This window comes from Chryseobacterium potabilaquae, assembly GCF_902728265.1.
GTDB classification, from domain to species: domain Bacteria; phylum Bacteroidota; class Bacteroidia; order Flavobacteriales; family Weeksellaceae; genus Chryseobacterium; species Chryseobacterium potabilaquae.
The window spans coordinates 12,197-36,053 of record NZ_CACVBR010000034.1; the positions used below are offsets into that span (position 1 = coordinate 12,197).

Here is a 23,857-nt window from a genome sequence, read left to right on the forward strand (position 1 = left end):
TAATTAAATTTGGATCACAATTAACATTCAATGAAAGCCCCACAAGCAAAAAAAATACAGAAAACGCTCGAAATACATCACAATAAAAGGATTGATAATTATTTTTGGCTTAATGAAAGAGAAAATCCAGAAGTTATTGAATACCTAAATGAAGAGAATGCCTATGCTGATTTCGTAATGAAAGATACTGAAGATCTTCAGGAGCTTCTTTTTGAAGAAATGAAATCACGATATAAAAAAGATGATGAATCACTACCTTATTTTTTCAATGAGTATTGGTATATGGTACGTTATGAAGATGGAAAAGAATATCCTATTTTTTGTAGAAAATACAAAAGCTTACATCATGATGAAGAAATCGTTCTTGATGTCAATATTCTTGCGGAAGGAAAAACCTTTTTTGAAACGGGAAGCATTGCAGTGAGTCCAAATAATCAATTAGCCTCTTTTTCATCAGACAGTGTAGGAAGAAGAATTTATTCTATCTATTTTAAAAATTTGAAAACAGGAGAAATACTACACGATGAAATTCCTAATACAACAGGAAAAGCTGTCTGGGCCAACGACAATGAACATATTTTTTATATCAGAAAAGATGATAGCTTACGAGCTTTTCAGGTTTACAGGCATAAATTAGGAACTCCTTCTTCAGAAGACATTCTAATTTTCCATGAAAAGGACGAAACCTTTGATGTCAATGTTTTCAAAACAAAATCTTTACAATATATATTCATTGCCAGCTCAAGCTCAATTTCTGACGAACATTGGTTTATTCCTTCAGATAATGTTTTTGCGGACTGGGCAGTTATACAGCCCAGAATTGAAGACTTAGAATATTCGGTTGAACATTATAAGGACGAATTTTACATTATTACGAACGCTCATGAAGCCACTAATTTCAAAATTGTAAAAACAAAAATTGCTAAGTGCGGAATGGAAAACTGGATTGATGTGATCCCTCACCGTCCGGAAGTACTGTTGGAAGGTTTTGAAATTTTTAAAGAATTTCTTGTTCTTGAAGAAAGAGAAAAAGGCTTATTACAAATAAAAATCATTGATGAGAAAAATAATAAATATCATTATTTACCTTTCTCAGATCCCACTTATACATCTTATATCGGCATCAATCTTGAATTTGACACTGAGGTTTTACGCTATGGTTACACATCCTTAACACAACCGAGCTCCACTTACGAATATAATATGCGAGAAAAAACCACTAAACTTCTGAAACAACAAGAGGTATTAGGAGGAAAATTCTTTCCCGAAAATTATATTTCCGAAAGAATATGGGCTAATTCAAGAGATGGTAAATCAAAAATACCTATTTCTTTGGTTTATCATAAAGATACAAAAAAGAATAAAGATACTCCCCTTCTCTTATATGGTTATGGAAGCTATGGTCATACTGTTGATGCCAGTTTTTCAAATGTAAGATTGTCAATTCTAGATAGAGGATTTATATATGCTATCGCTCACATTAGAGGAGGTGAATATTTAGGTAGAGAATGGTATGAAGAAGGAAAGATGTTATTTAAAAAAAATACCTTTTTTGATTTCATAGACGCAGGGAAACATTTGATCAAAGAAAACTACACTTCATCTAAACACCTATATGCTATGGGGGGAAGTGCAGGAGGGCTCTTAGTAGGAGCTGCTATAAATTATGAACCTAATCTCTTCAACGGAGTTGTAGCTCAAGTTCCTTTTGTGGACGTTGTTACCACAATGCTAGATGAAACTATTCCTTTGACCACAGGAGAATATGACGAATGGGGAAATCCTAATAATGAAGAATATTATCACTATATAAAAGAATATTCTCCCTATGATAATGTTGAAGCTAAAGCATATCCGAATATATTAATTACAGCAGGATTGCATGATTCACAGGTTCAATATTGGGAACCGGCAAAATGGACCGCAAAATTGAGAGAGCTAAAAACCGATGATAATATTTTGATTTTCAAAACTGATATGAGTGCAGGACATGGAGGTGCCAGTGGAAGATTTGAATCCTTAAAAGAAGAAGCATTAGAATTTGCTTTTTTATTAAAACTAGAAAAGGAAAAAAATGATTAACGAAGCAGAATACTGGAAAAAAATAGAACAATTTTTTGAAGACAACTTCCAAACGGAAAAAAATCCTCCAATTGAAACCTTGCTTTTTTTGATTGGGCTTCAGGAGCTAGGAAGTGGTCAACAAAAATATACGAAAGATGATAAAGTAAACTTAATTCATATTGCTGTTTGCAGGTTATTAGAACCTTTTGGCTATTATCGATTTACCCATTATGAAGATGGATGGCCACAATTTGAAACCATAGAGGATCTTCCCGAACTAAAACCCAATGAGCAAACACTTCTTATGAAAAAAGCAATTATTCAATATTTTCAGGATGAAGAGTTGATATAAAATAAAAGCTTGGATTGTATTTTCCAAGCTTCTTTTTATTCAGTATTTTAAAATCTGGCTTATTGATTGTTTAAAATTACTTCAAGTTGATTTAATCCCATTTTAAATCCCTCCTCAAAACCCATTTCTACTTGTTTTTTCATATCTTCTACAGTTGGGAAATGAATATTGACCGTCACTTTCGCTCCTTCTTCCACTCCTGTGAAGCCTATTAACCATTGAGCTTGCGGAAAATTTTCATTGATGGTTCCGTTCTCATCGCAGAACGCATCAACTCCATCAAAACTTCTATGCTCGGAAATCTCCCCATATTTTACTTGTGCATAGTGTCTTTCTCCATTAGGACCAACCATGGAATATAACCAAATCCCATCCTTCTTGAAATCTTGTTTCTTCGTCTCACATTTCCAAGGCTTTGGAGCCCACCATTGATCTAGCAATTCGGATTTAGTAAAATACTCCCACACTTTGGAAACTTCAGTGTTGTAAATTTTCATTACATATACACTGTTCGAATCAAAATCTTTGTTGAATATAATGTTTGATTCCATATATAATATTTTGTTATAGTAAAGTTACTTTTTATTTTTCACACTACTTTCATAAGGCAATTATTGAAGGAATTTATAAATAAATGTTAAAAAATACGCTTTTAAGAAAAATAACACAATTTTATGATTCCTTTTTTGTTTATTTAATCATAAAATAATTAATTTTAACATTCATTTTTATAAACAAATTTTAAAATAGAATAATGAATAATAAATTCATCCCAATAATTTCGGTGTTTATGACAATCTCACTGATTGTATTTGTTACGCTCCAATTTTATTGGCTGAAACGTTATTATAGTACGCTGGAACAGGATTTTTCAAACAAAGTGTATTCTGCTTTAGAAAGTACCACAAGAAATATTGCTGAAATTGAAGTTGACAAATATTTAAATCAAGATTATAAAGACTTTAGAAAAAATATACTTGCTAATAGTGAGTTACCTTCCTTAACGACCATTCAACAAGTAAAGGACTCAGGAACTCAGCGACAAATTATTTACTCTAAAAATATTATTGAGAAAACTCAGCTTCCCATTTCTCAAAAAGGAGACTCTATCAAACTAACCACCCTTTATACAGATGAGGCTGCTTATAAAATAAAAAGAGACACCACTAACAGGGAACTCCTTACTGCAGACATCAATCAAGATATTGAAAATGGAGATTATTCCATGAAAGAATATGCAAAAGTATATGGAAATAATTTGCCAATCACTAAAAGAGTGGATCCTAAAGTATTAGATTCTGTTATTTTTAAAGAACTTAAAATAAGAGGTATTACCGCAAAATTCGGATATGGAGTCACGGATAAAAATAGTAAATTGACCAATATTGTTAATAAGATTTATCAAGAAAAAAATGACAATAACACCTATAGTTATCCTCTTTTCACTGATACAAAAGAGCGAACATTATATACTTTAGTATTAGTCTTTCCTAAAAAAGAATATTCTCTAGCAATGAATAACTGGCCCATGTTATTGGGAACATTTTTATCATTGCTTACAATATTAGGAATTTATATTATTTCTATTAATTATATGATGAGACAGAAAAAACTTGCAGAAGTTAAAACAGATTTCATCAATAACATGTCACATGAGTTCAAAACCCCCCTCGCTACAATTTCTGTAGCAACAGATTCTCTTGCCAATGACAAAATAGCCACCAACCCAGAAAAAGTCAAATATTATTCCGAGTTAATTAAACAGGAGAATTTGAGAATGAAAAAACAGGTGGAAAACGTTCTTAACATGTCAAAGTTAGAAAGAAATGAGGTAAAGTTATTCTTAAAAGAAACCAATGTAAGAGAACTGATAAAAAGAACAACAGAATCTTTTAACTTAATTGTACAGCAAAGAGAAGGCTCTCTAACACAAGAATTTAATGCGAATAACTTTATATTTAAAATAGATGAATTTCACATCTCAAACATGCTAGTCAATTTGCTAGATAATGCTAACAAATATTCTCCTGAAAAGCCCGATATTAAGATAAAGACCAAAAATGAAGGAAATTGGTATGTGATAGAAATATCTGATAAAGGAATGGGCATGGAAACACAAAATAAGACAAAAATTTTTGAAAAATTCTTTAGAGAAGAAACTGGGAATATTCATAATGTAAAAGGACAAGGTTTAGGCCTTTCATATGTGAAAAAAATTGTGGAACTCCATAAAGGTCAAATTTTAGTTGACTCTCACAAGGAGAAAGGCAGTACATTCACGATTAAACTCCCAATGACTTAATATAACCAAATAACAAAACATAAAACAGAGTGAGTAAATCCATTCTTAATTAGCTAACTATTAATCAATTAAAATTATGAGCAACAGAATATTATTAGTAGAAGACGATCAGAGTTTTGGAGCCGTACTTAAGGATTATTTAACTATAAATAACTTTGAGGTAACCCTTGCCACAGATGGAGAACAGGGATTAAAAGAATTTACTGAGAATGAATTTGATATCTGTATCTTCGATGTGATGATGCCCAAAAAAGATGGATTCTCATTAGCAGAAGATGTAAAGAAGATTGATAAAAATACCCCTATTATATTTCTAACAGCAAGAAATATGAGAGAAGATATTTTAAAAGGATATCAACTGGGGGCCGATGACTACATCACAAAACCATTTGACACAGAATTACTTCTATATAAAATTAAAGCTATCCTTCAAAGAAGTTCCACATTAGAAAATGAAGAACAGGAACAATTTAAAATAAGCAATATTTTCTTTGATTCTATGCTAAGACAATTAAGAGTCGGAGATAAAGAGTATAAGCTTTCACCAAAAGAAAACGAATTATTAAAACTTCTGTGTATTCACAGAAATGACTTTATGCCAAGAGACCTTGCTCTAAGAAAAATCTGGAAAAAAGAAAATTACTTCACAGCGAGAAGTATGGATGTATATATTGCTAAGCTTCGTAAATTATTAAAAGACGATGAAGGATTAGAAATTATTAATGTTCATGGAGAAGGTTTCAGATTATTAGTAAAAAATTAATTTTAATTTTTGAGTATAAATATAAAATTAGCAAAACAATTGAAAATGTTTTGCTAATTTTGTTTAATAGCATTCGTGGATATGAAAAATATATATTTAAGTTTTATCGCAGTTTTAGCAGTAAATATTTCTTGTAAAAAAGATGAAAGAGCAACTTATTTAACTGAAGAAGCAAGCACGCAGCAACCAACCTCTCCTATCAATAATAGCCCTAAGACCTCACTTCTCAATCAACCCGGAATGCAAACAAGTACACCATCATCGGTTTCTGTTGCCCCTGGAATGAACCCTCCACATGGACAACCAGGACACAGATGTGATATTCCTGTGGGACAACCATTAAACAGCAAACCTGCTTCAGCCAACACAACACAAAACATAACGGTTAATGGGAATCAAACGCAAACTATTCAAATTGATCCGAATAGCATAAAACCTGGTAAATTAAATCTCGATAAAAGTGGAAAACCAATAAAAGTAGCCCCCGGAATGAATCCTCCACATGGCGAACCTGGCCATCGATGCGACATATCTGTTGGACAACCCTTAAATAGTAAGCCTGCTCAGGTAGCTCAAACTGCTCAAAATCCCCCGGCTTTACAACCTCAAGTTACAGAACAAAGTATAGCCATGGGAGAAAAACCTAAATTAAATCCAGCTCATGGTCAGCCTTGGCATAATTGTGCCATAAAAGTAGGTGAAGCTTTACCATAATTTTTGTAATTTTGCCATTGTGAAGTTATTTCAGATTTTGATTCTTACTTTTTGTCTTGGAGTTTTTTTAATTCCAAAAGGGCAATTCTATGTTCAAAATATGACAGAAACCTGCTGTAAAAGTAATCAAAAGTCAAAAAACTGTTGTAAAGAAGATCATTCTTCCCATAGCAAAGAGACTAACCATAAAAAAACTTCATGTAATGAAAATTGTTCTACACTCTGTATAACTTGCTATACTTTTATAGAAAGTCCTTTTTCTGAAAGCTTTTTCTTAGAGCTATCTTATTACAAAGCCAATAAAAATTTACAATTCCAATATTCTGATCCTCATATTTCTGATCGTTTAAAAGAAATTTGGCAACCTCCCAAAATAGCTTAATTAAATACATTTGAGTTCATTAAAAGACTAATGAGCAATTTTTTAATTAATCTAAATTTTAAACAAAATGAAATTATATATTTCCAAGATTATTCTTGGTGTATTCTTATTATCTATTCAATTTATATTTGCCCAAAACCTTTCTAAAACCCAATTCCAAGTCAAAGGAAACTGTGAAATGTGTAAAGAAAGAATAGAGAGCACAGCAAGAAAAGCAGGTGCAAAGACTGCAATCTATTCCATTAATAATCAAACTCTCACATTAGAAACTGATGACAATCTCATCTCTCCTAATACAATTCTTAAAAAAATTGCAGAAGTAGGTCATGACAATGAAAAGTTTAAAGCCAGTAATAGTTCTTATGAAAACCTCCCACCATGCTGTCATTATGAAAGAGATTTACAAACTTCATCAATAGAGGATTATAATCCTTCAAAAAAGGAGAATGAATTTTACGTAAAAGGAAACTGCGAATCTTGTAAAGCAAGAATTGAAAAAGCAGCAAAAGACGCCGGAGCAGATAATGCGGAATGGAATGCAGAAAAGCAAATGGTGACTCTAAATTTTGACCCAAAAAGAACTTCTGCAGATACAATTTTAAAGAAAATTGCAGATGTGGGCCACGATAATGAAAAGTATAAATCCAACGATAATACCTATAAAAACTTACCTTCATGCTGTCTTTACGATAGAGAAATTCCTTTTGGAAAGGCCAACCCAAAAGTCCATTTTGAAGAAGGAATAAAAACCGAACTCTCTGATCACATCACTAATAATCTCATAAATGAAACTCCACAGAACAATGAAAAGCAGATTGAAGGAGTGACAATAAATGGTTCAAAAGCATCCACTGTTCTAAATAAAAAGGAAGCCGGATTGGTTTTCAATATTGATAAAAAAGAATTATTAAAAGCCGCCTGCTGTAACTTATCTGAAAGTTTTGAAACCAATGCAACCGTAGATGTTTCTTTTAGTAATGCCGTAACTGGAACAAAACAACTGAAAATGTTAGGATTGGATCAAAAATATACAAGCTTAACAAAAGAGTTATTACCCGAAATAAGAGGTTTAGCATCGGCCTATGGATTAAGCTTCATCCCTGGAAGATGGATTGAAAGCATTCAATTGACAAAAGGAGGAAGCACAGTGACAAATGGCTATGAAAGCATCACGGGACAAATCAACACAGAGTTCTTAAAAAATGCAAAAAAGCCGGAAACTTCATTAAATTTATTTTCTGATTTTAATGGAAGAGCCGAAGCGAATATTACTAGTGTTTCGCCTATAAACGATAAATGGTCTCAAACATTTCTACTCCATGGAAATGGCACTTTTGGTAATACCGACATGAACCATGACAACTTCCTTGATAGGCCAAAAGGAACTCAGCTAAATGCAGCCTATTTATTAAATTACAATGATTTGGAAAAATCGGGCTTTGGTTCACATTTTGGAATTAATTTTATTAAAGACGAAAGAACATCAGGGCAAATTGGTTTTGATAAAAAAACACCTCAAGATACGCAATCTCTTTATGGGGTAGGGATAAATATTTCAAGATTTCAGATTTGGAATAAAACAGGATATGTTTTTAAAGGAAAACCTTACCAAAGCCTAGGCTGGATGAACCAATATATTTATCATCAGCAAGATAGTTTTTTTGGCTTAAGAAATTACTCTGGGCAACAACATACTTATTATTCAAATCTGATTTTCGAAAGCATTTTAGGAAATACTAATCATAAATATAAAGCAGGAGCCAGCTTCATGTATGATGGTTATGACGAGACTTATTTGACAAGTAATTTCAAAAGAAACGAAATTGTACCTGGTGCCTTTGCAGAATACACTTTGACAGGCCTCAAATACACTTTAGTTGCAGGCGCAAGAATCGACTTTCACAACTTGGCAGGCACTCAATTTACTCCCAGGATGAATTTTAAATATGATATTACCCCCCAGACTATTGTAAGACTTTCTGCAGGGAGAGGTTTCCGAACAGCTTCTATTTTTGCAGAAAACCAACAATATTTCGCTTCAAACAGGAGTATACAAATTTTACAAAATGGAGGAAACATTTATGGTTTAAAACCAGAAATCGCCTGGAATTACGGAGTTAGTATACAACAAGAGTTCAAAATATTCGGAAGAAAATCCACCATTGTTGCTGATTTTTTCAAAACTGATTTCCAAGATCAGGTAATGGTAGACTTAGACCGTTCACCTCAACAACTTACCTTCTATAATTTAGAAGGAAAGTCTTTTGCGAATTCGTTCCAGACACAATGGGATTTCAGCCCTTTTAAAAATTTTGACGTTAGGTTCGCTTATAAATATTATGATGTACAGGCAGATTATATTGGAGGAAGAAGACAAATTCCTTTCATGGCGAAGAACAGAGGTTTTATGAACTTAGCCTATTCAACCCATAAAAATACCAAAGGGGGATTTTGGAGTTTTGACACCACCCTAAATTGGGTAGGAAAACAACGACTTCCAGATACGTCCACAAATCCCGAAGAGTTCCAGCTTCCTCAATATTCTGAATCATATGCTATTTTAAATGCACAGATTTCACGGAATTTTAGTCAAAAAATAAGAGCTTATTTGGGAGGAGAAAACTTAACATCCTATTATCAGAAGAATGCCATTGTTGATTTTAAAAATCCTTTCGGAAACTATTTTGATGGAGGGATGGTATATGCTCCCATTATGAAAGCAAATCTTTATATTGGAATAGATGTGACTTTTTAATATTAATAATACCCTCTTATAAAAATATGAAGCATGGTCATGATTTAATATAATTAGACCATGCTTTTTCGTATCTTTAATTTTAAAGTAAATTCATGCTCATAAAAAATCTGATTTTTGAAGATCACTACAAGAAACTAGGATTAGAAAATTTTTCAGAAGAAAATTTGGAAACGATTAATGGAAACAGGTTTCGTTATGATATCAAAATATTTTTTATTCCTGCTAATTATGAACTCACTATCGACTTCACTCATTTTAAAACAACAAAACCTACTCTCTTTTTCATAACCAATCAACATTTAAACATTAAAAAAGGAAAAGAAAACGCAGTTCTTTTATATTACAACAGAGACTTTTATTGCATTCAAATTCACGATAAGGAAGTCGCTTGTGATGGATTACTTTTTCATAATATTTTCGAAATTCCTTTCGTAGAACTTAATGAGGAGGAGAGCTTTATTATTAAAAATTTACTTCAAGGTATAGAAGATGAATTGGAATGGCAAGACTCTTCAGGCGAAGAAATGATTAGAACATATTTGAAACAAATTATTATACGAGCTACCAGAAAATGGAAAAAACAAAATCTAGAATCGCAGCGCCTAGAAGTTCACCATCATGAATTGGAAACTTTCAGAGATTTTAGTCGATTACTAGAAGTTCATTTCAGAGAAAAGCACAATGTGTCGGATTATGCAGAACTACTTCATATCGCACCTAAAACACTGACTCATAAATTCAAAAGTTTAAAACTTGATTCTCCTAATCAATTTATTATTAACAGAATTCTACTGGAAGCCAAGAGATTATTATTTTATACTGATAAACCCGTCAAAGAAATTGCCTATGACCTAGGGTACGAAGACCCTGCCTATTTCAATCGTCTTTTCACTCATAAAACAGGAAATACACCCATACATTTTAAAAAAAATTACACTTTGGGAAAAAAGTACAATAGTTAAGGTTTTTTATCTATTGAAATGAGTGAACAAGTAGAATACCTTTGTAATATAAAATATCAATTAATATAAACAATAAAAAAACAAACATTATGAAACGTAACGCAACTGCCGTTTGGAATGGTAATATTAAAGAAGGAAAAGGGCACATCACAACTCAAAGCACCACATTAAACCAAACTCAATATTCCTTTAATAGTCGTTTTGCAGACGGAGTGGGAACTAATCCTGAAGAACTATTGGCTGCTGCCCACGCAGGGTGTTTCACAATGAAACTGAGCGCAGAACTTTCTCAAGCTGGCTACACACCAGAAGAATTAACTACAAAATCGGTAATTACATTAGATCCGAATATTGGAAAAATCACAAAATCTGAATTAACTCTCACAGCAAAAGTACCCGGAATATCAGAAGAAGAATTCCAGAAATATGCTAAAATTGCAGAAGAGGGATGCCCAGTAAGTGCGGCTTTCAATTTTGAAATTACGTTGGAGGCTAGCTTAGCTTAATATATAATTTATGCTTTAAATCTGAGTTATTAAATGAACTCAGATTTAATTTTAAAATAAAATATACCGAATGGTATATTTTTGTATCTTTGTATTATAATTAATAACTGTACATGTCAAAAGCCGAAAAGACAAAACAATTTATTATTGAGAAAACAGCCTCACTGTTTAACACCAAGGGCTATACTTCTACATCCCTTTCGGACATAGCAGAAGCAACAGGCTTAACCAAAGGCAGCATCTACGGAAATTTCGAAAATAAGGAAGAGGTTGCACTGGAAGTATATAAATATAATGCTGGTTTGTTGAAGAAAAGCATGTCCCGTTCTTTTGGAAATGAATTCTCAACGACAATGGATAAACTTCACGCATTTGTTTCTTTTTATAGAAAAAATTGGCATTCAGTATTTTTAAATGGGGGTTGTCCTTTGATGAATGCTGCAACCGAAGCCGACGACACTCTCCCGGACTTAAAATACCAAGTCAAAAAATCTTTTGAAGAATGGATTTTTAAAATAACTAATGCTATCATTGAAGGTCAACAAAATAAAGAAATAAGAAAAGATATTGATGCAGAAGAATACGCATCATTATTTATCATGTTAATAGAGGGAGGAATTTTATTATCAAAAACGACTGGAGATGAGAAGTTCTTATATCAAGCTTTAGACAAGACACTCCATATTATAGACCATGAATTACAAATTCTTACATCATAAACTTTACCTATGGAAACAAAAAAAGTGGCAATTGTAGGATACAATCGAATACCATTTGCCAGAATTAATACCGCATATTCAGATAAAGGAAATCAAGATTTATTAGTTTCAACATTAAATGGATTGATTAAACGATATAACCTTGCAGGAAAACTCCTTGGAGAAGTTGCTGGAGGAGCAGTAATAAAACATATTTCAGAAAGTAATCTAGTCAGAGAATCCGTCATGGAGACTTCTCTCGATCCTGCAACGCCTGCATGTGATCTACAACAAGCATGTGATACAGGGATTGAAGCTGCGATTTACATCGGAAACAAAATTGCTTTAGGGCAAATTGAAAGCGGAATTGCATGTGGAGTTGAAGCAATGAGCAATATTCCTTTTGAATCATCACCAAGATTAAGAAAAGCTCTATTAAAAGCCAATAAAGAAAAATCAGTTTTTGGAAAACTAAAACAATTATTAGCCCCACAGTTGAAAGACTGGATGCCCATTCCATATCCAGGTCAAGAACCAAAGACAGGCTTGGTAATGGGGGGACACACAGAAATTACGGCAAAGTATTATAAGATTTCCCGAGAAGAGCAAGATGCACTTGCTTTAAAGAGTCATCAAAATATGACAAAAGCCTATGATGAAGGATTTTTCAACGATATGATTACACCAGCTTTTGGATTGAATACGGACAATAATCTACGCCGTGACACCAGCTTGGAAAAATTGGCACAACTAAAACCGGCTTTCGACAAGCAAAACGGAACCTTAACAGCTGGGAACTCCACTCCTTTTACTGATGGTGCCTCTTCCATTTTATTGGCGAGTGAAGAGTGGGCAAAAGAGAATAACCTTCCTATTTTAGCCTATATTACTTTTTCGGAAGTTGCAGGGATTGAATATGTTGAAAATAAACAAAACTTATTGCTTGCGCCTGTTTTTGCTGCAGACAGAATGTTAAAAAAAGCAGGAATGAGTTTAGAAGATTTTGATTATTATGAAATTCATGAAGCATTTGCTGCACAAGTATTAGCGACTTTAAAAATTTGGGAAAATGATGATTTGGCCAAAAAGTTCGGCATAGAAAAAGCATTAGGAAAAATCGACAGAAATAAATTAAATGTAAAAGGCGGAAGTCTAGCTGTAGCACATCCTTTTGCAGCTACTGGAGGACGTATTATAGGAACATTGGCCAAACTTATGAATGAAAAAGGAAGCGGAAAAGGATTTATTTCCATCTGTGCTGCTCGTGGACAAGGTGTAACGATGATTTTAGAAAAATAAAAATATGGATAGATTAGAGCAATTAAAACAGTTTATCGGAAAAGAATTTGACCAGTCTCCATCTCCTTTTATGAAATGGTTGAATCCGGTTATTCTTTTCGTAGAAGAAGGACATTTGGAATTTGAATATAAAGTAAGATCTGAATGGTTGAATCCAGTTGGAAATCTTCATGGTGGGGTTACAGCTGCCATTATAGACGATATCATTGGGGCCACAATGTTCTCTTTAAATGAAAGTTCTTTTATCACCACAATAAATAATGTCATCGATTATTTTTCAACCGCAAAAGAAAATGATCATATTGTAGCCGAAACTAGAATCATTAAAAGAGGAAAACAATTTATAAATGCACAATGTGAAATATGGGACGCCCAAAAAATGCGTTTAATTGCGAGAGGAACATCCAATTTATTCAAAATCAATAATTAAAAACAACAAAAAACATTAACAAAATCTTATTGAAAAAATAAAACGGTAATTTCACAGAATTTTAAAAAGATAAATATGCACATATGAGAAGAGTTGTCATTACAGGTCTGGGAGCAGTAACTCCCTTAGGAAACAATGTCGAAGAATTTTGGCAAAACAGTATAGATGGAGTAAGCGGAGCAAATAAAATCACTCATTTTAATACTGAAAAATTCAAAGTACATTTTGCTTGTGAGGTTAAAAATTTTGACCCAAAAGTTCACTTAAATCATAATGAGATTAAAAAAAGTGATTTATTTTCACAGTATGCCATGTATTCAACAGCAGAAGCTCTTAAAGATTCCGGGCTTGAACTAGATCGTATGGACCCTTTTGATACTGGGGTAATTTGGGGAACCGGACAAGGTGGAATGTGGACATTTGAAAGTGAAGTAACCGATTTTACAAAAGGCGATGGAACACCTAGGTTTAATCCTTTTTTCGTTCCAAAATTTATTGCAAATATGGCTTCGGGAATGATTTCTATGAAGTATGGACTTCAGGGAATTAATTACACAACGATTTCAGCTTGTGCAACAGGAAATACAGCATTAATGGATGCTTTTAATTACATCCGTTTAGGAAAAGCTAAAGTAATCATTAGTGGAGGCTCAGAAGCGGCAATTTCACCTGCTTCCATTGGAGGCTTCTCTATCATGAAAGCCATGTCAACAAGAAACGATGATTTTACCACAGCAAGTCGCCCTTATGATACTGACAGGGATGGCTTTGTGATGGGGGAAGGTGCAGGAGCGCTAATTCTTGAGGAATATGAGCATGCAAAAGCAAGAGGAGCAAAAATTTACGCAGAATTAGTAGGAGCAGCAATGACCGCAGACGCCTATCATATGACTGCTCCTCATCCCGATGGAGTGGGAGCAATCAAAGCAATGCAACTGGCATTAAATGAAGCTCAAATTAATATAGAAGATATTGATTATATTAATCCTCACGCCACATCTACTCCCATGGGAGATTTGGTTGAATTAAATGGAATTACAAAATTATTTAAAGGGAGTAAAAACCTGGACATTAGTGCTACAAAATCAATGACTGGTCATTTATTAGGAGCAGCAGGTGCTGCAGAGGCTATTCTCTCAATTAAAGCAATAGAAAAAGGAATTATTCCACCTACTATAAACCTTCATAAGATTGATGAAAATATTCCAAAAGATATTAATATTATATTTGGAGAAGCTAAAGAAAAAAATATTAATTACGCTTTAAGTAATGCTTTTGGATTTGGAGGACATAATGCCACGTTGGTTTTTAAAAAGTTTAGCAACTAGTATTTTACAATCCAAGTGATATAGATTATAAGCAATAAGATCCTCAACTTAGATTAAAAATAAAAGCAGTCAAAAAAAATTCGACTGCTTTATTTTATGCTTTCAACCATTCTGATTTTGAAAGATAATTCTGATCAGGATAATAAATGAAAAGACAATTTCTTCCTTTTATAGTATTAATGAGTGGCTGTGTAAGATCTCTCGGAACGGCGGGACATCCCCAACTTCTTCCTATTCTTTTATGGATTGCAGCAAATTCATCACTTACATAATCTGCTCCATGCATTACAATTGCTCTTCTATAAGCGGCATCATTAAAGCCTTTATCCATGCCCAGCAATCTTAAAGAATATCCGTTATCACCATTGTAGGTGGCATCCGTAATATAAAAACCTAAACTACTCTGAAGTGAACTATTCGTATTCGAAAAATTGGTGGCAAATTCCTCTCCCGTATTTTTTCCATGAGCAACCAACGAATTAAATAAAACAGTTTTGTTATTCAAATCAATTACCCAAAGTCTTTTTGTATTAGAAGACAAAGAAAAATCGCATACTGTAAGTAAATGCGAATCCGAATTAAGCAAACCAGCTTTCTTTAAATTTTCAAAACCTAATAAGGCTTTAAAGAAAACTTCTTCATTAAGTTCATGTCCCTGTTCAAACGTTATAGACTTGTATAATCCTTCTGATGAAGATTCCACCATACTAGCAGTCTTCTCAGTTGTCGTGGCTACTCTTTCAATTTTTTTCGTACTTATTTCATTCCTTACTATTGCCTTTCTTGGAGACAAATAGAATGAAGTAGTTACCATGTAAACAAAGCCTAATAGGCTATAAAATCCTTTCATTCAATATTATGTTAAATCCAATTGAGTCCGCAAATATATAAAAACATAATTACCAACATGTTATAAATTCGAAAATTTAACTCAATTTAAGAAAATTTAACTCGCTGATTTGATGAATAATACAATTATTTTTGCGAATCAGAAACGAATTCTAGGCTAATCGAATTCATACAATATCTTAATCCTGTAGGCTTTGGACCATCCTCAAAAACATGCCCTAAATGCGAGTCACATCTTTTACAAAGGACCTCTACTCGATCCATACCATATGCAAAATCTCTTTTATAATAAACCCCTTCTTTATCTGCCTCAAAGAAGCTGGGCCATCCACAACTACTGGTAAATTTTGAAGTCGAACGAAATAGATGATTTCCACAAACTGCACAATAATATTCTCCAACCTCATCAAATTCATTGTATTTTCCTGTAAAAGGTCTTTCCGTTGCTGCTTCTCTCGAGATCATATACAAATCCGGAGCTAGAATTTTTTTCCATTCTTCATTGGAAATATCCAATTTTGTTGTATCTGTTCTGGAATAGTATGGATTGTTTTTTGCTTCTATATTTTCCATAAGATTAGTTTAATAGGTTGTAATTTTGAAAATTGGTTGCAGATAAATTAACAATAATATTGAAAATAAAAGTTCTCACACCAAATGTAATACATTTCAGAATATGAACGATGAAGCAAAAAGAAAACAATTAAGAAAATATAAAGCATTTGCCACCGGTCTATTTCTATTAATGGCAATGGTTTTTATAATCACAACTATTCTCCACAAGACCAATGATTCCCATTGGGTTGGCTATGTTCGTGCCTTTGCAGAGGCAGCAATGGTAGGAGCCTTAGCTGATTGGTTTGCAGTAACGGCACTATTCCGCCATCCTCTTGGTTTACCAATTCCTCATACCAATCTTATTGAAAACAGCAAACAAAGACTAGGAGATAATTTGGGAAATTTTGTCGTTAGTAACTTCCTATCTCCTCAAAATATAAGACCCTATATACAAAAACTGAAAGTCTCAAATTTTGTGGGAGAATGGTTGGGAAAAGATAAAAACCAAGACGCCTTACTCAGAAATATTTCGGATATTGTATTAGATATTTTAAATAAACTGGATGATTCTGCGGTGAGTCATTTCATTAGCAAAAAGATATATGAAATGACCGATAATATTAAGTTAAATGCCATGTTGGGAAGTGGGATCAATTATCTTTTGGATAAAAATGATCACCAAAAAATGATTACCAATCTTTCCTCTCAAATAAAAAATTACATACTGGAAAATGACGAAATGATTCAGGATCGTGTAAAAAAAGGAAGTTATTCATTTATTCCTGCTTTTGTAGACCATAAAATTGCCGATAAAATCGTACATGGACTTTCAGATTTTTTCAAAGAAATTGAAGAAGATCCTCACCATGAAATAAGAGCCTTGATTACCCAAAAGATTTACGAATTTTCCATAGAATTAAAACAAGACCCAAAATGGGAAGATGAATTTAAAAATATTAAAAATGATCTTTTAAAGAACAATAAATTAGACGAATATTCGAGTGATATATGGAGTTCTATTAAGAATACTTTAATAAAAGAATTGCAGGAAGACAGCTCTTCATTAAAAAATTATATCATAAAAAACCTAAATGAATTTTCCCAAAACCTCAAAACGGATGAAAATCTTCAAAAGAAAATAGATCATTGGGTACGAGTGACAGCCTATAAATATATCCTTAAAAATACCCACCAATTCGGCATTTTGATAAGTTCCACTGTAGGAAATTGGCAAGGAAAAGACTTAAGTGACAAATTAGAATTAGAAGTTGGAAAAGATTTACAGTTTATTCGGGTCAATGGAACTTTAGTTGGAGGGCTCGTAGGATTAATCATCTACACAATTGCTCATTTCTTTTTATAAAAAAGTAAAACCCTATTGATTTTACCTTATATTTAATTTATTTTTTATCGTGGTAATCTACTTGCTCTTTTCAAGAGCTCTTTATTAATTTCATTAATCAAGTCTGGACCTTCATAGATAAAACCTGTGTATAATTGAACTAAACTAGCTCCTGCGTCAAGTTTTTCAATTGCATCTTTTGCAGAGTGAATGCCTCCTACTCCAATGATAGGAAATGCTCGATTGCTTTTATCAGAAAGATATTTGATCATTTTTGTACTTCGTTCACGGATTGGTTTTCCACTTAAACCTCCATTTCCAATTTGTGATAGAACTTCTGGAGATGTTTTAAGCCCTTCTCTATTTACCGAAGTATTGGAAACAACCACTCCGTCGATTTTTGTTTCAGCAATCAATTCAACAATTTCATCCAATTGATTATGATTTAGATCGGGAGCAATTTTAAGTAAAATAGGCTTTTGAATGGATTTAGATTGATTTATTTTCTTGACATCTGTGATTAATTCACGAAGATACTCTACATCTTCAAGTTTTGCATGGCTTCCCACGTTTGGGCAGCTCACATTCAGTACAAAATAATCAACATAAGGATGAAGCCCTTCAAAACAATCCAAATAGTCTTTTGTATAATTTTCCGGGAGTGTATCGGTATTTTTTCCAATGTTTCCCCCAATGATAATTTTACCTTTGTTGGATTTTAGTTTTTCAATAGCGGTTTCAAGGCCTTCATTATTAAAACCCATTCTGTTGATAATTCCCTCATCTTCAATGAGACGAAACAGTCTTTTTCTAGGATTTCCAGTCTGAGCTTTTGGAGTCACCGTTCCAATTTCTACAAATCCAAAACCAAGATCTCCCAATTCGTTGTACAAGGTAGCATTTTTATCAAAACCAGCCGCCAATCCTACAGGATTTTTAAATTTTAGTCCAAAAACTTCTCTTTCAAGACGTTTATCTTCAATAGGCTTGGGGAAAAATAACTTAGTAAGAAATCCAAAATTCTTAAGTATCGAAAAAGTAAAATGATGAACATCTTCCGGATCGAATTTAAAAAGAATCGGGCGAATGAGCGATTTGTACATGCCTTGTTTTTGGGATACAAAGATACTGAAATATTTTATTTGATTGGAACTCATCCGCTCCATTAAAATCAGTGATAGAAAAATTCAATGCTTCCTTATAATACTAAAAAAAGCCGTAAAAACCCAAAACCAAAGTGACAGAATATTCTCAAATACAAATTCGAAAGCTAATTATTATAAAATCATTCTCAATAAAAATGGAATTTGTTGAAGCTATAATTTCTAAAAAATAAGTAAAAACAGTTTTTTAGCTGCTTTTTTTGTTGAAGCTCATGGATTTGGGATCCAAATTCCTATTTTTGCACTTCAGACGTTAAAAAATTATGGCAAAGCAAGAAGATGTTTTCAAGAAAGTGATTTCTCACGCTAAAGAATATGGTTTTATTTTCCCTTCTAGTGAGATCTACGATGGTTTATCCGCTGTTTATGATTATGGACAAAACGGTGCCGAATTAAAAAATAATATCAAACAATATTGGTGGAAAGCAATGGTACAGCTTAACGAAAATATTGTAGGTATCGATTCGGCAATCCTTATGCATCCCACAACATGGAAGGCATCTGGCCACGTAGACGCTTTCAACGATCCATTGATTGATAACAAAGATTCTAAAAAACGTTTCAGAGCTGATGTTTTAGTAGAAGATTACTGTGCTAAAATTGAAGATAAAGAAAATAAAGAAATAGAAAAGGCAGCCAAAAGGTTTGGGGATTCTTTTGATAAGGCTCAGTTTGAAGCCACTAACCCAAAAATTTTGGAATACCGTGCAAAAAGAGAAACAATTCTTTCAAGATTGGCGAAGTCTTTAGAAAATGAAGACCTTGCTGACGTAAAAGCATTAATTGAAGAATTGGAAATCGCTGATCCTGATACCGGTTCTAAAAACTGGACAGAGGTAAGGCAATTTAATCTTATGTTCGGAACTAAATTAGGAGCTTCTGCAGATAGCGCAATGGATCTTTATTTAAGACCTGAAACAGCTCAAGGTATTTTCGTTAATTTCTTGAATGTTCAAAAAACTTCCCGACATAAACTTCCTTTTGGTATTGCTCAAATCGGGAAAGCATTTAGAAACGAAATTGTTGCGAGACAATTTATTTTCAGAATGCGTGAGTTTGAACAAATGGAAATGCAGTTCTTTGTTGCACCAGGAACGGAACTTGACTTCTACGAAAAATGGAAGCAAACTCGTCTAAACTGGCACTTAGCTCTAGGATTAGGAAATGAAAATTACAGATTCCATGATCACGAAAAACTCGCTCACTATGCTAATGCAGCCGCTGATATTGAATTTAACTTCCCTTTTGGTTTTAAAGAACTGGAAGGAATTCATTCAAGAACAGACTTTGACTTGAAAGCCCACGAAGAATTTTCCGGAAGAAAACTTCAGTTTTTTGATCCTGAAAGAAACGAAAATTATGTTCCGTATGTTGTGGAAACTTCCGTAGGTTTAGATAGATTATTCTTAGCTGTATTCTCTCATTGTTTAAAAGACGAAGTACTGGAAGACGGTTCGGAAAGAACAGTTTTATCATTACCTCCAGCTTTAGCGCCAATCAAAGCTGCTATACTCCCATTAATGAAAAAAGATGGTTTAGCAGAATATGCAGAAAAAATCTTCAACGACTTGAAATATGATTTCAACCTATTCTATGAAGAAAAAGATGCTATCGGAAAGCGCTATAGAAGACAAGATGCCATAGGTACTCCTTATTGTATTACTATAGATCATGATTCTCTTACAGACCATACAGTAACCATACGAGATCGAGATACAATGCAACAAGAAAGAGTTCCTGTTTCAGAGCTGAGACGAATAATTGATGAAAAAACAAACTTCAGAAATTTACTTTCTAAAATATAGATTAGAGCCTTGAGAAATCAAGGCTTTTTTTATACATTTTTTTTGAATAGATTTGTTTATAAACTATAACCTTTGAAATTATGTGGCTTATTATATTACAAAGCTTTTTGATTATACTCATCTTCTCCATTATATTGACTTATATTTTGGGATATGGCTATCTATTCAACGGGATCTCAAAAACCTACCTAAGAGGCAAAATGAGTGCTCATATTGATGATGGAAAGTTTTTTTCGAACCATATTATTGAGACAAAATCTCCAAAAACTTGGAAAAAATCTTCAGAATACAATAGAAAAGAATTACCTAAAAACATAGTTGACGATCTCAATCAATCTCATACGGCAGCTTTCTTAGTTATCAAAAATGGAGAATTGATTCATGAGCAATATTGGAATGGTTATCATCAATCGTCAAAAACAAATTCTTTTTCTATGGCAAAAGCAGTTACCGTCATGTTATTTGGAAAAGCATTAGAAGAAGGAAAGATTAGCAATATTGACATTCATTTTTCTGAATATTTTGATGAATTTAAAACTAAAGGGCTAGCAAAAAACTTAACCTTAAAAAATTTGGCTCAAATGGAATCCGGCTTAGACTGGAATGAAGATTATAAAAATCCATTTCTTCCAAATGCTAAAGCTTATTATGGGAAAAGTCTCAATAAAGCAGTTTTTACACGAAACTTTAAAGAAGAACCAGGAACTCAATTTGAATATCAAAGTGGCTCTACACAGCTTCTTGGTTTTGCAGTAAAAAAAGCAATAAATCAATCTTTAGCGAGCTACTTATCTGACAAATTTTGGATTCCATTGGGAATGGAACACAATGCAGAATGGAGTACGGATGAAAGCGGTATGGAAAAAACGTATTGTTGTATCCATTCTAATGCTAGAGATTTTGCCAAATTAGGTCAATTATTTTTAGATAATGGTAAAGTTGGAGACCATCAAATTTTAAATCTAGATTTCATTAATCAAATGAGAACCCCCACCCAAAAATCGGAAGAAATATATGGGATGGGGCTTTGGATCAACAATGATAATCCAGTAAAACATTATTACTTCTTAGGACTTCAAGGTCAGTACATTATTATGGTTCCAGAACACAATATGGTCATTGTAAGAACGGGCAGTTATAACGACTTACTTAAAAATGATCGAGGAAGACCAGACCAAGTAAAATTCCTCGTCAATGAAACTGTAAAATTATTTTCATAAACAATGGAAAGATATAGTCCGAGAATTGATGAATATATTGAAAATTCTCAAGATTTTGCAAAGCCCGTTTTAAACTATATTCGGGAAACGGTTCATGAATTCTGCCCAGATATAGAAGAGGTTATAAAATGGAGCTTCCCACATTTTACTTACAAGGGAAAAATTCTCTGTGCTATGGCTTCCTTTAAACAACATTGTACATTCGGATTCTGGTTGGAAAAAGAAATGAAAACTATGATGGAGATCACCCAAAATATAGAGAAAAGCTCCATGTTCAGTTTGGGTAAAATAGCCAAAGTTGAAGACCTTCCTTCAAAAATTCTGCTCAAGCATGCTCTCCAAGAAGCAATGGAGCTTATAGAAATGGGAGTTACCATAAAAAAAACAGCTCCCTCCAACATAGATCCTGAAATTCCTGATTATTTTAAAATGGCTCTGAACCAAAACAAAGGAGCCTTAGAAATTTTCGAAAAAGCTTCACCATCATTCAGAAAAGAATATATTAATTGGGTTGTCGAGGCTAAAACAGAAAGCACAAAAAATAAAAGATTGGAACAGGCTATAGAGTGGATTTCAGAGGGTAAAGGAAGAAATTGGAAATATGAAAAAAAGTAATTTCCGTCATATTTCTCTTTCTAAAATTAATGAAATCTAAAATTAGCTTCGGGAAGGATATTATTTTTTAAGAACGCTTCATATTCCGGAGAAAGTTTTGCCCTCCCAAAAGTATTATTCCCACTCATACTTCCAAGCCGAACTTTATCTTTACCAAATTTTTTATTCAGCGCATCCATTGCCTTCATAGCTGGCAAATGTTGGTTTTGAGTATCTTCTTCAAATAAATTGATCTGCCTTTCACTCTCGGGAACAAAATCATTGACAATCACTCCTGCTCTTTTATAATAAAATCCTTCTCGATAGATATTTTCAAAAAGCTCATTTACAACCTTCCCCATTAAAATGGATGAGTTTGTAGGATTAGGAAGAATTTGGGTAACCGCATTTTTATATTCGGGTAAATCTTTTCTAAAACGATTGGTTTGTACAAAGACCGTAATCATTTTACAACAAGTGTTTTGCTTTCTTAATTTTTCAGAGCAATACATTCCAAAAGTCTCCACACGTTCACGGAGATCTTCTTTATTAGCTAACATTTCCATAAAACTCCGAGTAACGGCTATGGACTTCTTAGGAGAAGGAGTATCTAAGTCCAATTGACGAATTCCTTTTAATTCATTAATCATCCTCACTCCATGAATTCCCATTACTTTACGCACCCACATTTCTGGTTTCTGAAGTAAGTCCCAAGCTTTATACACTCCGTGATCTTGCATTTTCATAGAAAGCTTACGTCCTATTCCCCATACATCACCAATGTCTAACCATTTTAAAGCTTTCTCAATTTTGTCAGGAGTATCTAAAATATACACTCCTTCAAATTTCTCTGGATATTGCTTTACAATTCTATTCGCTACTTTGCATAATGTTTTTGTAGGAGCAACCCCGATACTTACAGGAATATTTGCCTGGCTTTTTATAGTATTTCTAATTTCAAGACAATAGGTAAAAATATCAATATACTTAAAACCCGTTAAGTCCAAAAATAATTCATCAATACTGTATACCTCATGATCCATAACATAGGATTTAGCAATATCAATAACTTGCTGACTCTTGAAATTATAAAGTTCAAACTTAGCGGAAAGTACCTTTACATCATACTCTTTAAAAAGGTCTTTATATTTGAATGCCGGAGCCGCCATGGGAATTCCTAAATCTTTAGCCTCTTTACTTCGAGAAACAACACATCCATCGTTGTTAGAAAGTACTACAACAGGCCTATCTTCCAAAGAAGAATCTAATGTCCTTTCACAAGAAACAAAGAAATTATTACAGTCGACTAAAGCATACATGACAAAAAATCAAGCATTTATAGAAGCAAAATTATAATTTTTACAATAAAAAATAACATTTAATTTGAAGTTTAACACTCTATTTAACTCATTGATTTTTAATTTATATTTTATTTTAAATACGTCTATTTTTGACTCTTGTATGAGATAACTTTGTTTTTAAAAATAAAATTTCAAAAAAACGAGAAAATCATTTTTCTCTTGTATAAATAACGATATGCATCCCTTGTTTCTCCTATAAATACAATAAAAAATCAATGAAATTTCACAGAAAAGAAAAGTTATTTCATATTACGTCAAGTTTTGCCGTTCTGCTATTTTACTTTTGTTTCATACACAGTACCAAGAGCAATTAACAACAAGAGTAGAACCAATAGATTTTTTTACTCAAAAATCTATTGGTTCCTCTTATCTAAAATGGCAAAATTTATTTTAAAAAAAATTAAAAA

The 23,857-nt window shown here is 32.9% G+C and carries 22 protein-coding genes; 17 read left to right on the forward strand and 5 right to left on the reverse strand.

The window, feature by feature from the left end:
- Positions 1 to 30: 30 nt before the first annotated feature.
- Both CHRY9293_RS14580 and CHRY9293_RS14585 read left to right on the forward strand, forming a co-directional pair.
- Positions 31 to 2,082 carry a S9 family peptidase gene (locus tag CHRY9293_RS14580; protein WP_162033647.1) on the forward strand — a complete coding sequence of 684 codons (2,052 nt, stop codon included), beginning with the start codon at positions 31 to 33 and terminating at the stop codon, positions 2,080 to 2,082.
- On the forward strand, positions 2,075 to 2,416 hold the full coding sequence (locus tag CHRY9293_RS14585; protein WP_162033648.1) for a hypothetical protein: 342 nt from the start codon (positions 2,075 to 2,077) through the stop codon (positions 2,414 to 2,416). The genes CHRY9293_RS14580 and CHRY9293_RS14585 overlap by 8 nt, the downstream gene beginning before the upstream one ends.
- Before the next feature lie 59 nt (positions 2,417 to 2,475).
- On the opposite strand, the gene CHRY9293_RS14590 is transcribed toward CHRY9293_RS14585, so the two are convergent.
- The gene (locus tag CHRY9293_RS14590) at positions 2,476 to 2,967 is read right to left on the reverse strand and encodes an SRPBCC family protein (RefSeq protein WP_162033649.1); all 492 of its coding nucleotides are present in this window, start codon (positions 2,965 to 2,967) and stop codon (positions 2,476 to 2,478) included.
- A 203-nt stretch (positions 2,968 to 3,170) separates the two neighbouring features.
- On the opposite strand from CHRY9293_RS14590, the gene CHRY9293_RS14595 reads away from it, so the two are divergent.
- The 11 genes from CHRY9293_RS14595 to fabF all read left to right on the forward strand — a co-directional run bounded on the left by CHRY9293_RS14595 (position 3,171) and on the right by fabF (position 14,558).
- Positions 3,171 to 4,718 carry a sensor histidine kinase gene (locus tag CHRY9293_RS14595; protein WP_162033650.1) on the forward strand — a complete coding sequence of 516 codons (1,548 nt, stop codon included), beginning with the start codon at positions 3,171 to 3,173 and terminating at the stop codon, positions 4,716 to 4,718.
- A gap of 76 nt (positions 4,719 to 4,794) precedes the next feature.
- Positions 4,795 to 5,481 (forward strand): response regulator transcription factor, encoded by a 687-nt coding sequence (locus CHRY9293_RS14600; protein ID WP_007842513.1) that lies wholly within the window; start codon positions 4,795 to 4,797, stop codon positions 5,479 to 5,481.
- A gap of 81 nt (positions 5,482 to 5,562) precedes the next feature.
- Entirely contained in the window at positions 5,563 to 6,195 is a 633-nt protein-coding gene (locus tag CHRY9293_RS14605) for a hypothetical protein (RefSeq protein ID WP_162033651.1), read from the forward strand.
- Between the two features lie 100 nt (positions 6,196 to 6,295).
- Positions 6,296 to 6,577, forward strand: a complete 282-nt coding sequence (locus CHRY9293_RS14610) for a hypothetical protein (RefSeq protein ID WP_228455549.1) — start codon at positions 6,296 to 6,298, stop codon at positions 6,575 to 6,577.
- A 67-nt stretch (positions 6,578 to 6,644) separates the two neighbouring features.
- Complete coding sequence (locus CHRY9293_RS14615; protein WP_185153223.1) at positions 6,645 to 9,332, forward strand: TonB-dependent receptor domain-containing protein; 2,688 nt, start codon at positions 6,645 to 6,647, stop codon at positions 9,330 to 9,332.
- A 95-nt stretch (positions 9,333 to 9,427) separates the two neighbouring features.
- Positions 9,428 to 10,297 (forward strand): helix-turn-helix domain-containing protein, encoded by an 870-nt coding sequence (locus tag CHRY9293_RS14620; RefSeq protein WP_162033653.1) that lies wholly within the window; start codon positions 9,428 to 9,430, stop codon positions 10,295 to 10,297.
- An 89-nt stretch (positions 10,298 to 10,386) separates the two neighbouring features.
- On the forward strand, positions 10,387 to 10,803 hold the full coding sequence (locus CHRY9293_RS14625; protein ID WP_122545765.1) for an OsmC family protein: 417 nt from the start codon (positions 10,387 to 10,389) through the stop codon (positions 10,801 to 10,803).
- A 113-nt stretch (positions 10,804 to 10,916) separates the two neighbouring features.
- A complete protein-coding gene (locus CHRY9293_RS14630; RefSeq protein WP_162033654.1) occupies positions 10,917 to 11,522 on the forward strand; it encodes a TetR/AcrR family transcriptional regulator in 606 nt (201 codons plus the stop codon).
- Positions 11,523 to 11,531: 9 nt separating this feature from the next.
- Positions 11,532 to 12,800 (forward strand): acetyl-CoA C-acetyltransferase, encoded by a 1,269-nt coding sequence (locus CHRY9293_RS14635; protein ID WP_162033655.1) that lies wholly within the window; start codon positions 11,532 to 11,534, stop codon positions 12,798 to 12,800.
- A gap of 4 nt (positions 12,801 to 12,804) precedes the next feature.
- Positions 12,805 to 13,230, forward strand: a complete 426-nt coding sequence (locus tag CHRY9293_RS14640) for a PaaI family thioesterase (protein ID WP_162033656.1) — start codon at positions 12,805 to 12,807, stop codon at positions 13,228 to 13,230.
- An 83-nt stretch (positions 13,231 to 13,313) separates the two neighbouring features.
- Entirely contained in the window at positions 13,314 to 14,558 is a 1,245-nt protein-coding gene (fabF, locus tag CHRY9293_RS14645; protein WP_162033657.1) for a beta-ketoacyl-ACP synthase II, read from the forward strand.
- Between the two features lie 94 nt (positions 14,559 to 14,652).
- On the opposite strand, the gene CHRY9293_RS14650 is transcribed toward fabF, so the two are convergent.
- Both CHRY9293_RS14650 and msrB read right to left on the reverse strand, forming a co-directional pair.
- Entirely contained in the window at positions 14,653 to 15,408 is a 756-nt protein-coding gene (locus tag CHRY9293_RS14650) for a murein L,D-transpeptidase catalytic domain family protein (RefSeq protein WP_162033658.1), read from the reverse strand.
- Positions 15,409 to 15,533: 125 nt separating this feature from the next.
- Entirely contained in the window at positions 15,534 to 15,980 is a 447-nt protein-coding gene (msrB, locus tag CHRY9293_RS14655; protein ID WP_162033659.1) for a peptide-methionine (R)-S-oxide reductase MsrB, read from the reverse strand.
- Positions 15,981 to 16,083: 103 nt separating this feature from the next.
- Here msrB and CHRY9293_RS14660 point away from each other — a divergent pair, with 103 nt between their 5' ends.
- Entirely contained in the window at positions 16,084 to 17,328 is a 1,245-nt protein-coding gene (locus CHRY9293_RS14660) for a DUF445 domain-containing protein (protein WP_162033660.1), read from the forward strand.
- A gap of 44 nt (positions 17,329 to 17,372) precedes the next feature.
- Here the strand turns inward: CHRY9293_RS14660 and CHRY9293_RS14665 are convergent, their stop codons facing one another.
- Complete coding sequence (locus CHRY9293_RS14665) at positions 17,373 to 18,410, reverse strand: quinone-dependent dihydroorotate dehydrogenase (RefSeq protein WP_162033661.1); 1,038 nt, start codon at positions 18,408 to 18,410, stop codon at positions 17,373 to 17,375.
- A gap of 323 nt (positions 18,411 to 18,733) precedes the next feature.
- On the opposite strand from CHRY9293_RS14665, the gene CHRY9293_RS14670 reads away from it, so the two are divergent.
- The 3 genes from CHRY9293_RS14670 (at position 18,734) to CHRY9293_RS14680 (ending at position 22,110) form a co-directional block, all read left to right on the forward strand.
- Positions 18,734 to 20,275: a glycine--tRNA ligase gene (locus CHRY9293_RS14670; protein ID WP_162033662.1), complete on the forward strand. Its 1,542-nt coding sequence runs from the start codon at positions 18,734 to 18,736 to the stop codon at positions 20,273 to 20,275.
- Between the two features lie 200 nt (positions 20,276 to 20,475).
- On the forward strand, positions 20,476 to 21,495 hold the full coding sequence (locus tag CHRY9293_RS14675) for a serine hydrolase domain-containing protein (RefSeq protein ID WP_228455550.1): 1,020 nt from the start codon (positions 20,476 to 20,478) through the stop codon (positions 21,493 to 21,495).
- 3 nt (positions 21,496 to 21,498) lie between these two features.
- Positions 21,499 to 22,110, forward strand: a complete 612-nt coding sequence (locus CHRY9293_RS14680) for a YdeI/OmpD-associated family protein (protein WP_162033664.1) — start codon at positions 21,499 to 21,501, stop codon at positions 22,108 to 22,110.
- A gap of 26 nt (positions 22,111 to 22,136) precedes the next feature.
- Here CHRY9293_RS14680 and CHRY9293_RS14685 read toward each other — a convergent pair whose 3' ends face one another.
- Positions 22,137 to 23,408, reverse strand: coding sequence for a Y-family DNA polymerase (locus CHRY9293_RS14685; RefSeq protein WP_162033665.1), 1,272 nt, complete (start codon positions 23,406 to 23,408; stop codon positions 22,137 to 22,139).
- Positions 23,409 to 23,857 lie beyond the last annotated feature (449 nt).

What these genes read in the sequence shown, in the direction of transcription:
- CHRY9293_RS14605 (WP_162033651.1), top strand. Translation starts at nt 5,563, where the DNA reads ATGAAAAATATATATTTAAGTTTTATCGCAGTTTTAGCAGTAAATATT.
- CHRY9293_RS14585 (WP_162033648.1), top strand. Translation starts at nt 2,075, where the DNA reads ATGATTAACGAAGCAGAATACTGGAAAAAAATAGAACAATTTTTTGAA.
- CHRY9293_RS14675 (WP_228455550.1), top strand. Translation starts at nt 20,476, where the DNA reads ATGAGTGCTCATATTGATGATGGAAAGTTTTTTTCGAACCATATTATT.
- CHRY9293_RS14640 (WP_162033656.1), top strand. Translation starts at nt 12,805, where the DNA reads ATGGATAGATTAGAGCAATTAAAACAGTTTATCGGAAAAGAATTTGAC.
- CHRY9293_RS14615 (WP_185153223.1), top strand. Translation starts at nt 6,645, where the DNA reads ATGAAATTATATATTTCCAAGATTATTCTTGGTGTATTCTTATTATCT.
- CHRY9293_RS14665 (WP_162033661.1), bottom strand. Translation starts at nt 18,410, where the DNA reads ATGTACAAATCGCTCATTCGCCCGATTCTTTTTAAATTCGATCCGGAA.
- CHRY9293_RS14680 (WP_162033664.1), top strand. Translation starts at nt 21,499, where the DNA reads ATGGAAAGATATAGTCCGAGAATTGATGAATATATTGAAAATTCTCAA.
- CHRY9293_RS14635 (WP_162033655.1), top strand. Translation starts at nt 11,532, where the DNA reads ATGGAAACAAAAAAAGTGGCAATTGTAGGATACAATCGAATACCATTT.
- CHRY9293_RS14600 (WP_007842513.1), top strand. Translation starts at nt 4,795, where the DNA reads ATGAGCAACAGAATATTATTAGTAGAAGACGATCAGAGTTTTGGAGCC.
- CHRY9293_RS14670 (WP_162033662.1), top strand. Translation starts at nt 18,734, where the DNA reads ATGGCAAAGCAAGAAGATGTTTTCAAGAAAGTGATTTCTCACGCTAAA.
- CHRY9293_RS14625 (WP_122545765.1), top strand. Translation starts at nt 10,387, where the DNA reads ATGAAACGTAACGCAACTGCCGTTTGGAATGGTAATATTAAAGAAGGA.
- CHRY9293_RS14590 (WP_162033649.1), bottom strand. Translation starts at nt 2,967, where the DNA reads ATGGAATCAAACATTATATTCAACAAAGATTTTGATTCGAACAGTGTA.
- CHRY9293_RS14595 (WP_162033650.1), top strand. Translation starts at nt 3,171, where the DNA reads ATGAATAATAAATTCATCCCAATAATTTCGGTGTTTATGACAATCTCA.
- msrB (WP_162033659.1), bottom strand. Translation starts at nt 15,980, where the DNA reads ATGGAAAATATAGAAGCAAAAAACAATCCATACTATTCCAGAACAGAT.
- CHRY9293_RS14685 (WP_162033665.1), bottom strand. Translation starts at nt 23,408, where the DNA reads ATGTATGCTTTAGTCGACTGTAATAATTTCTTTGTTTCTTGTGAAAGG.
- CHRY9293_RS14630 (WP_162033654.1), top strand. Translation starts at nt 10,917, where the DNA reads ATGTCAAAAGCCGAAAAGACAAAACAATTTATTATTGAGAAAACAGCC.
- CHRY9293_RS14580 (WP_162033647.1), top strand. Translation starts at nt 31, where the DNA reads ATGAAAGCCCCACAAGCAAAAAAAATACAGAAAACGCTCGAAATACAT.
- CHRY9293_RS14610 (WP_228455549.1), top strand. Translation starts at nt 6,296, where the DNA reads ATGACAGAAACCTGCTGTAAAAGTAATCAAAAGTCAAAAAACTGTTGT.
- CHRY9293_RS14660 (WP_162033660.1), top strand. Translation starts at nt 16,084, where the DNA reads ATGAACGATGAAGCAAAAAGAAAACAATTAAGAAAATATAAAGCATTT.
- CHRY9293_RS14620 (WP_162033653.1), top strand. Translation starts at nt 9,428, where the DNA reads ATGCTCATAAAAAATCTGATTTTTGAAGATCACTACAAGAAACTAGGA.
- fabF (WP_162033657.1), top strand. Translation starts at nt 13,314, where the DNA reads ATGAGAAGAGTTGTCATTACAGGTCTGGGAGCAGTAACTCCCTTAGGA.
- CHRY9293_RS14650 (WP_162033658.1), bottom strand. Translation starts at nt 15,408, where the DNA reads ATGAAAGGATTTTATAGCCTATTAGGCTTTGTTTACATGGTAACTACT.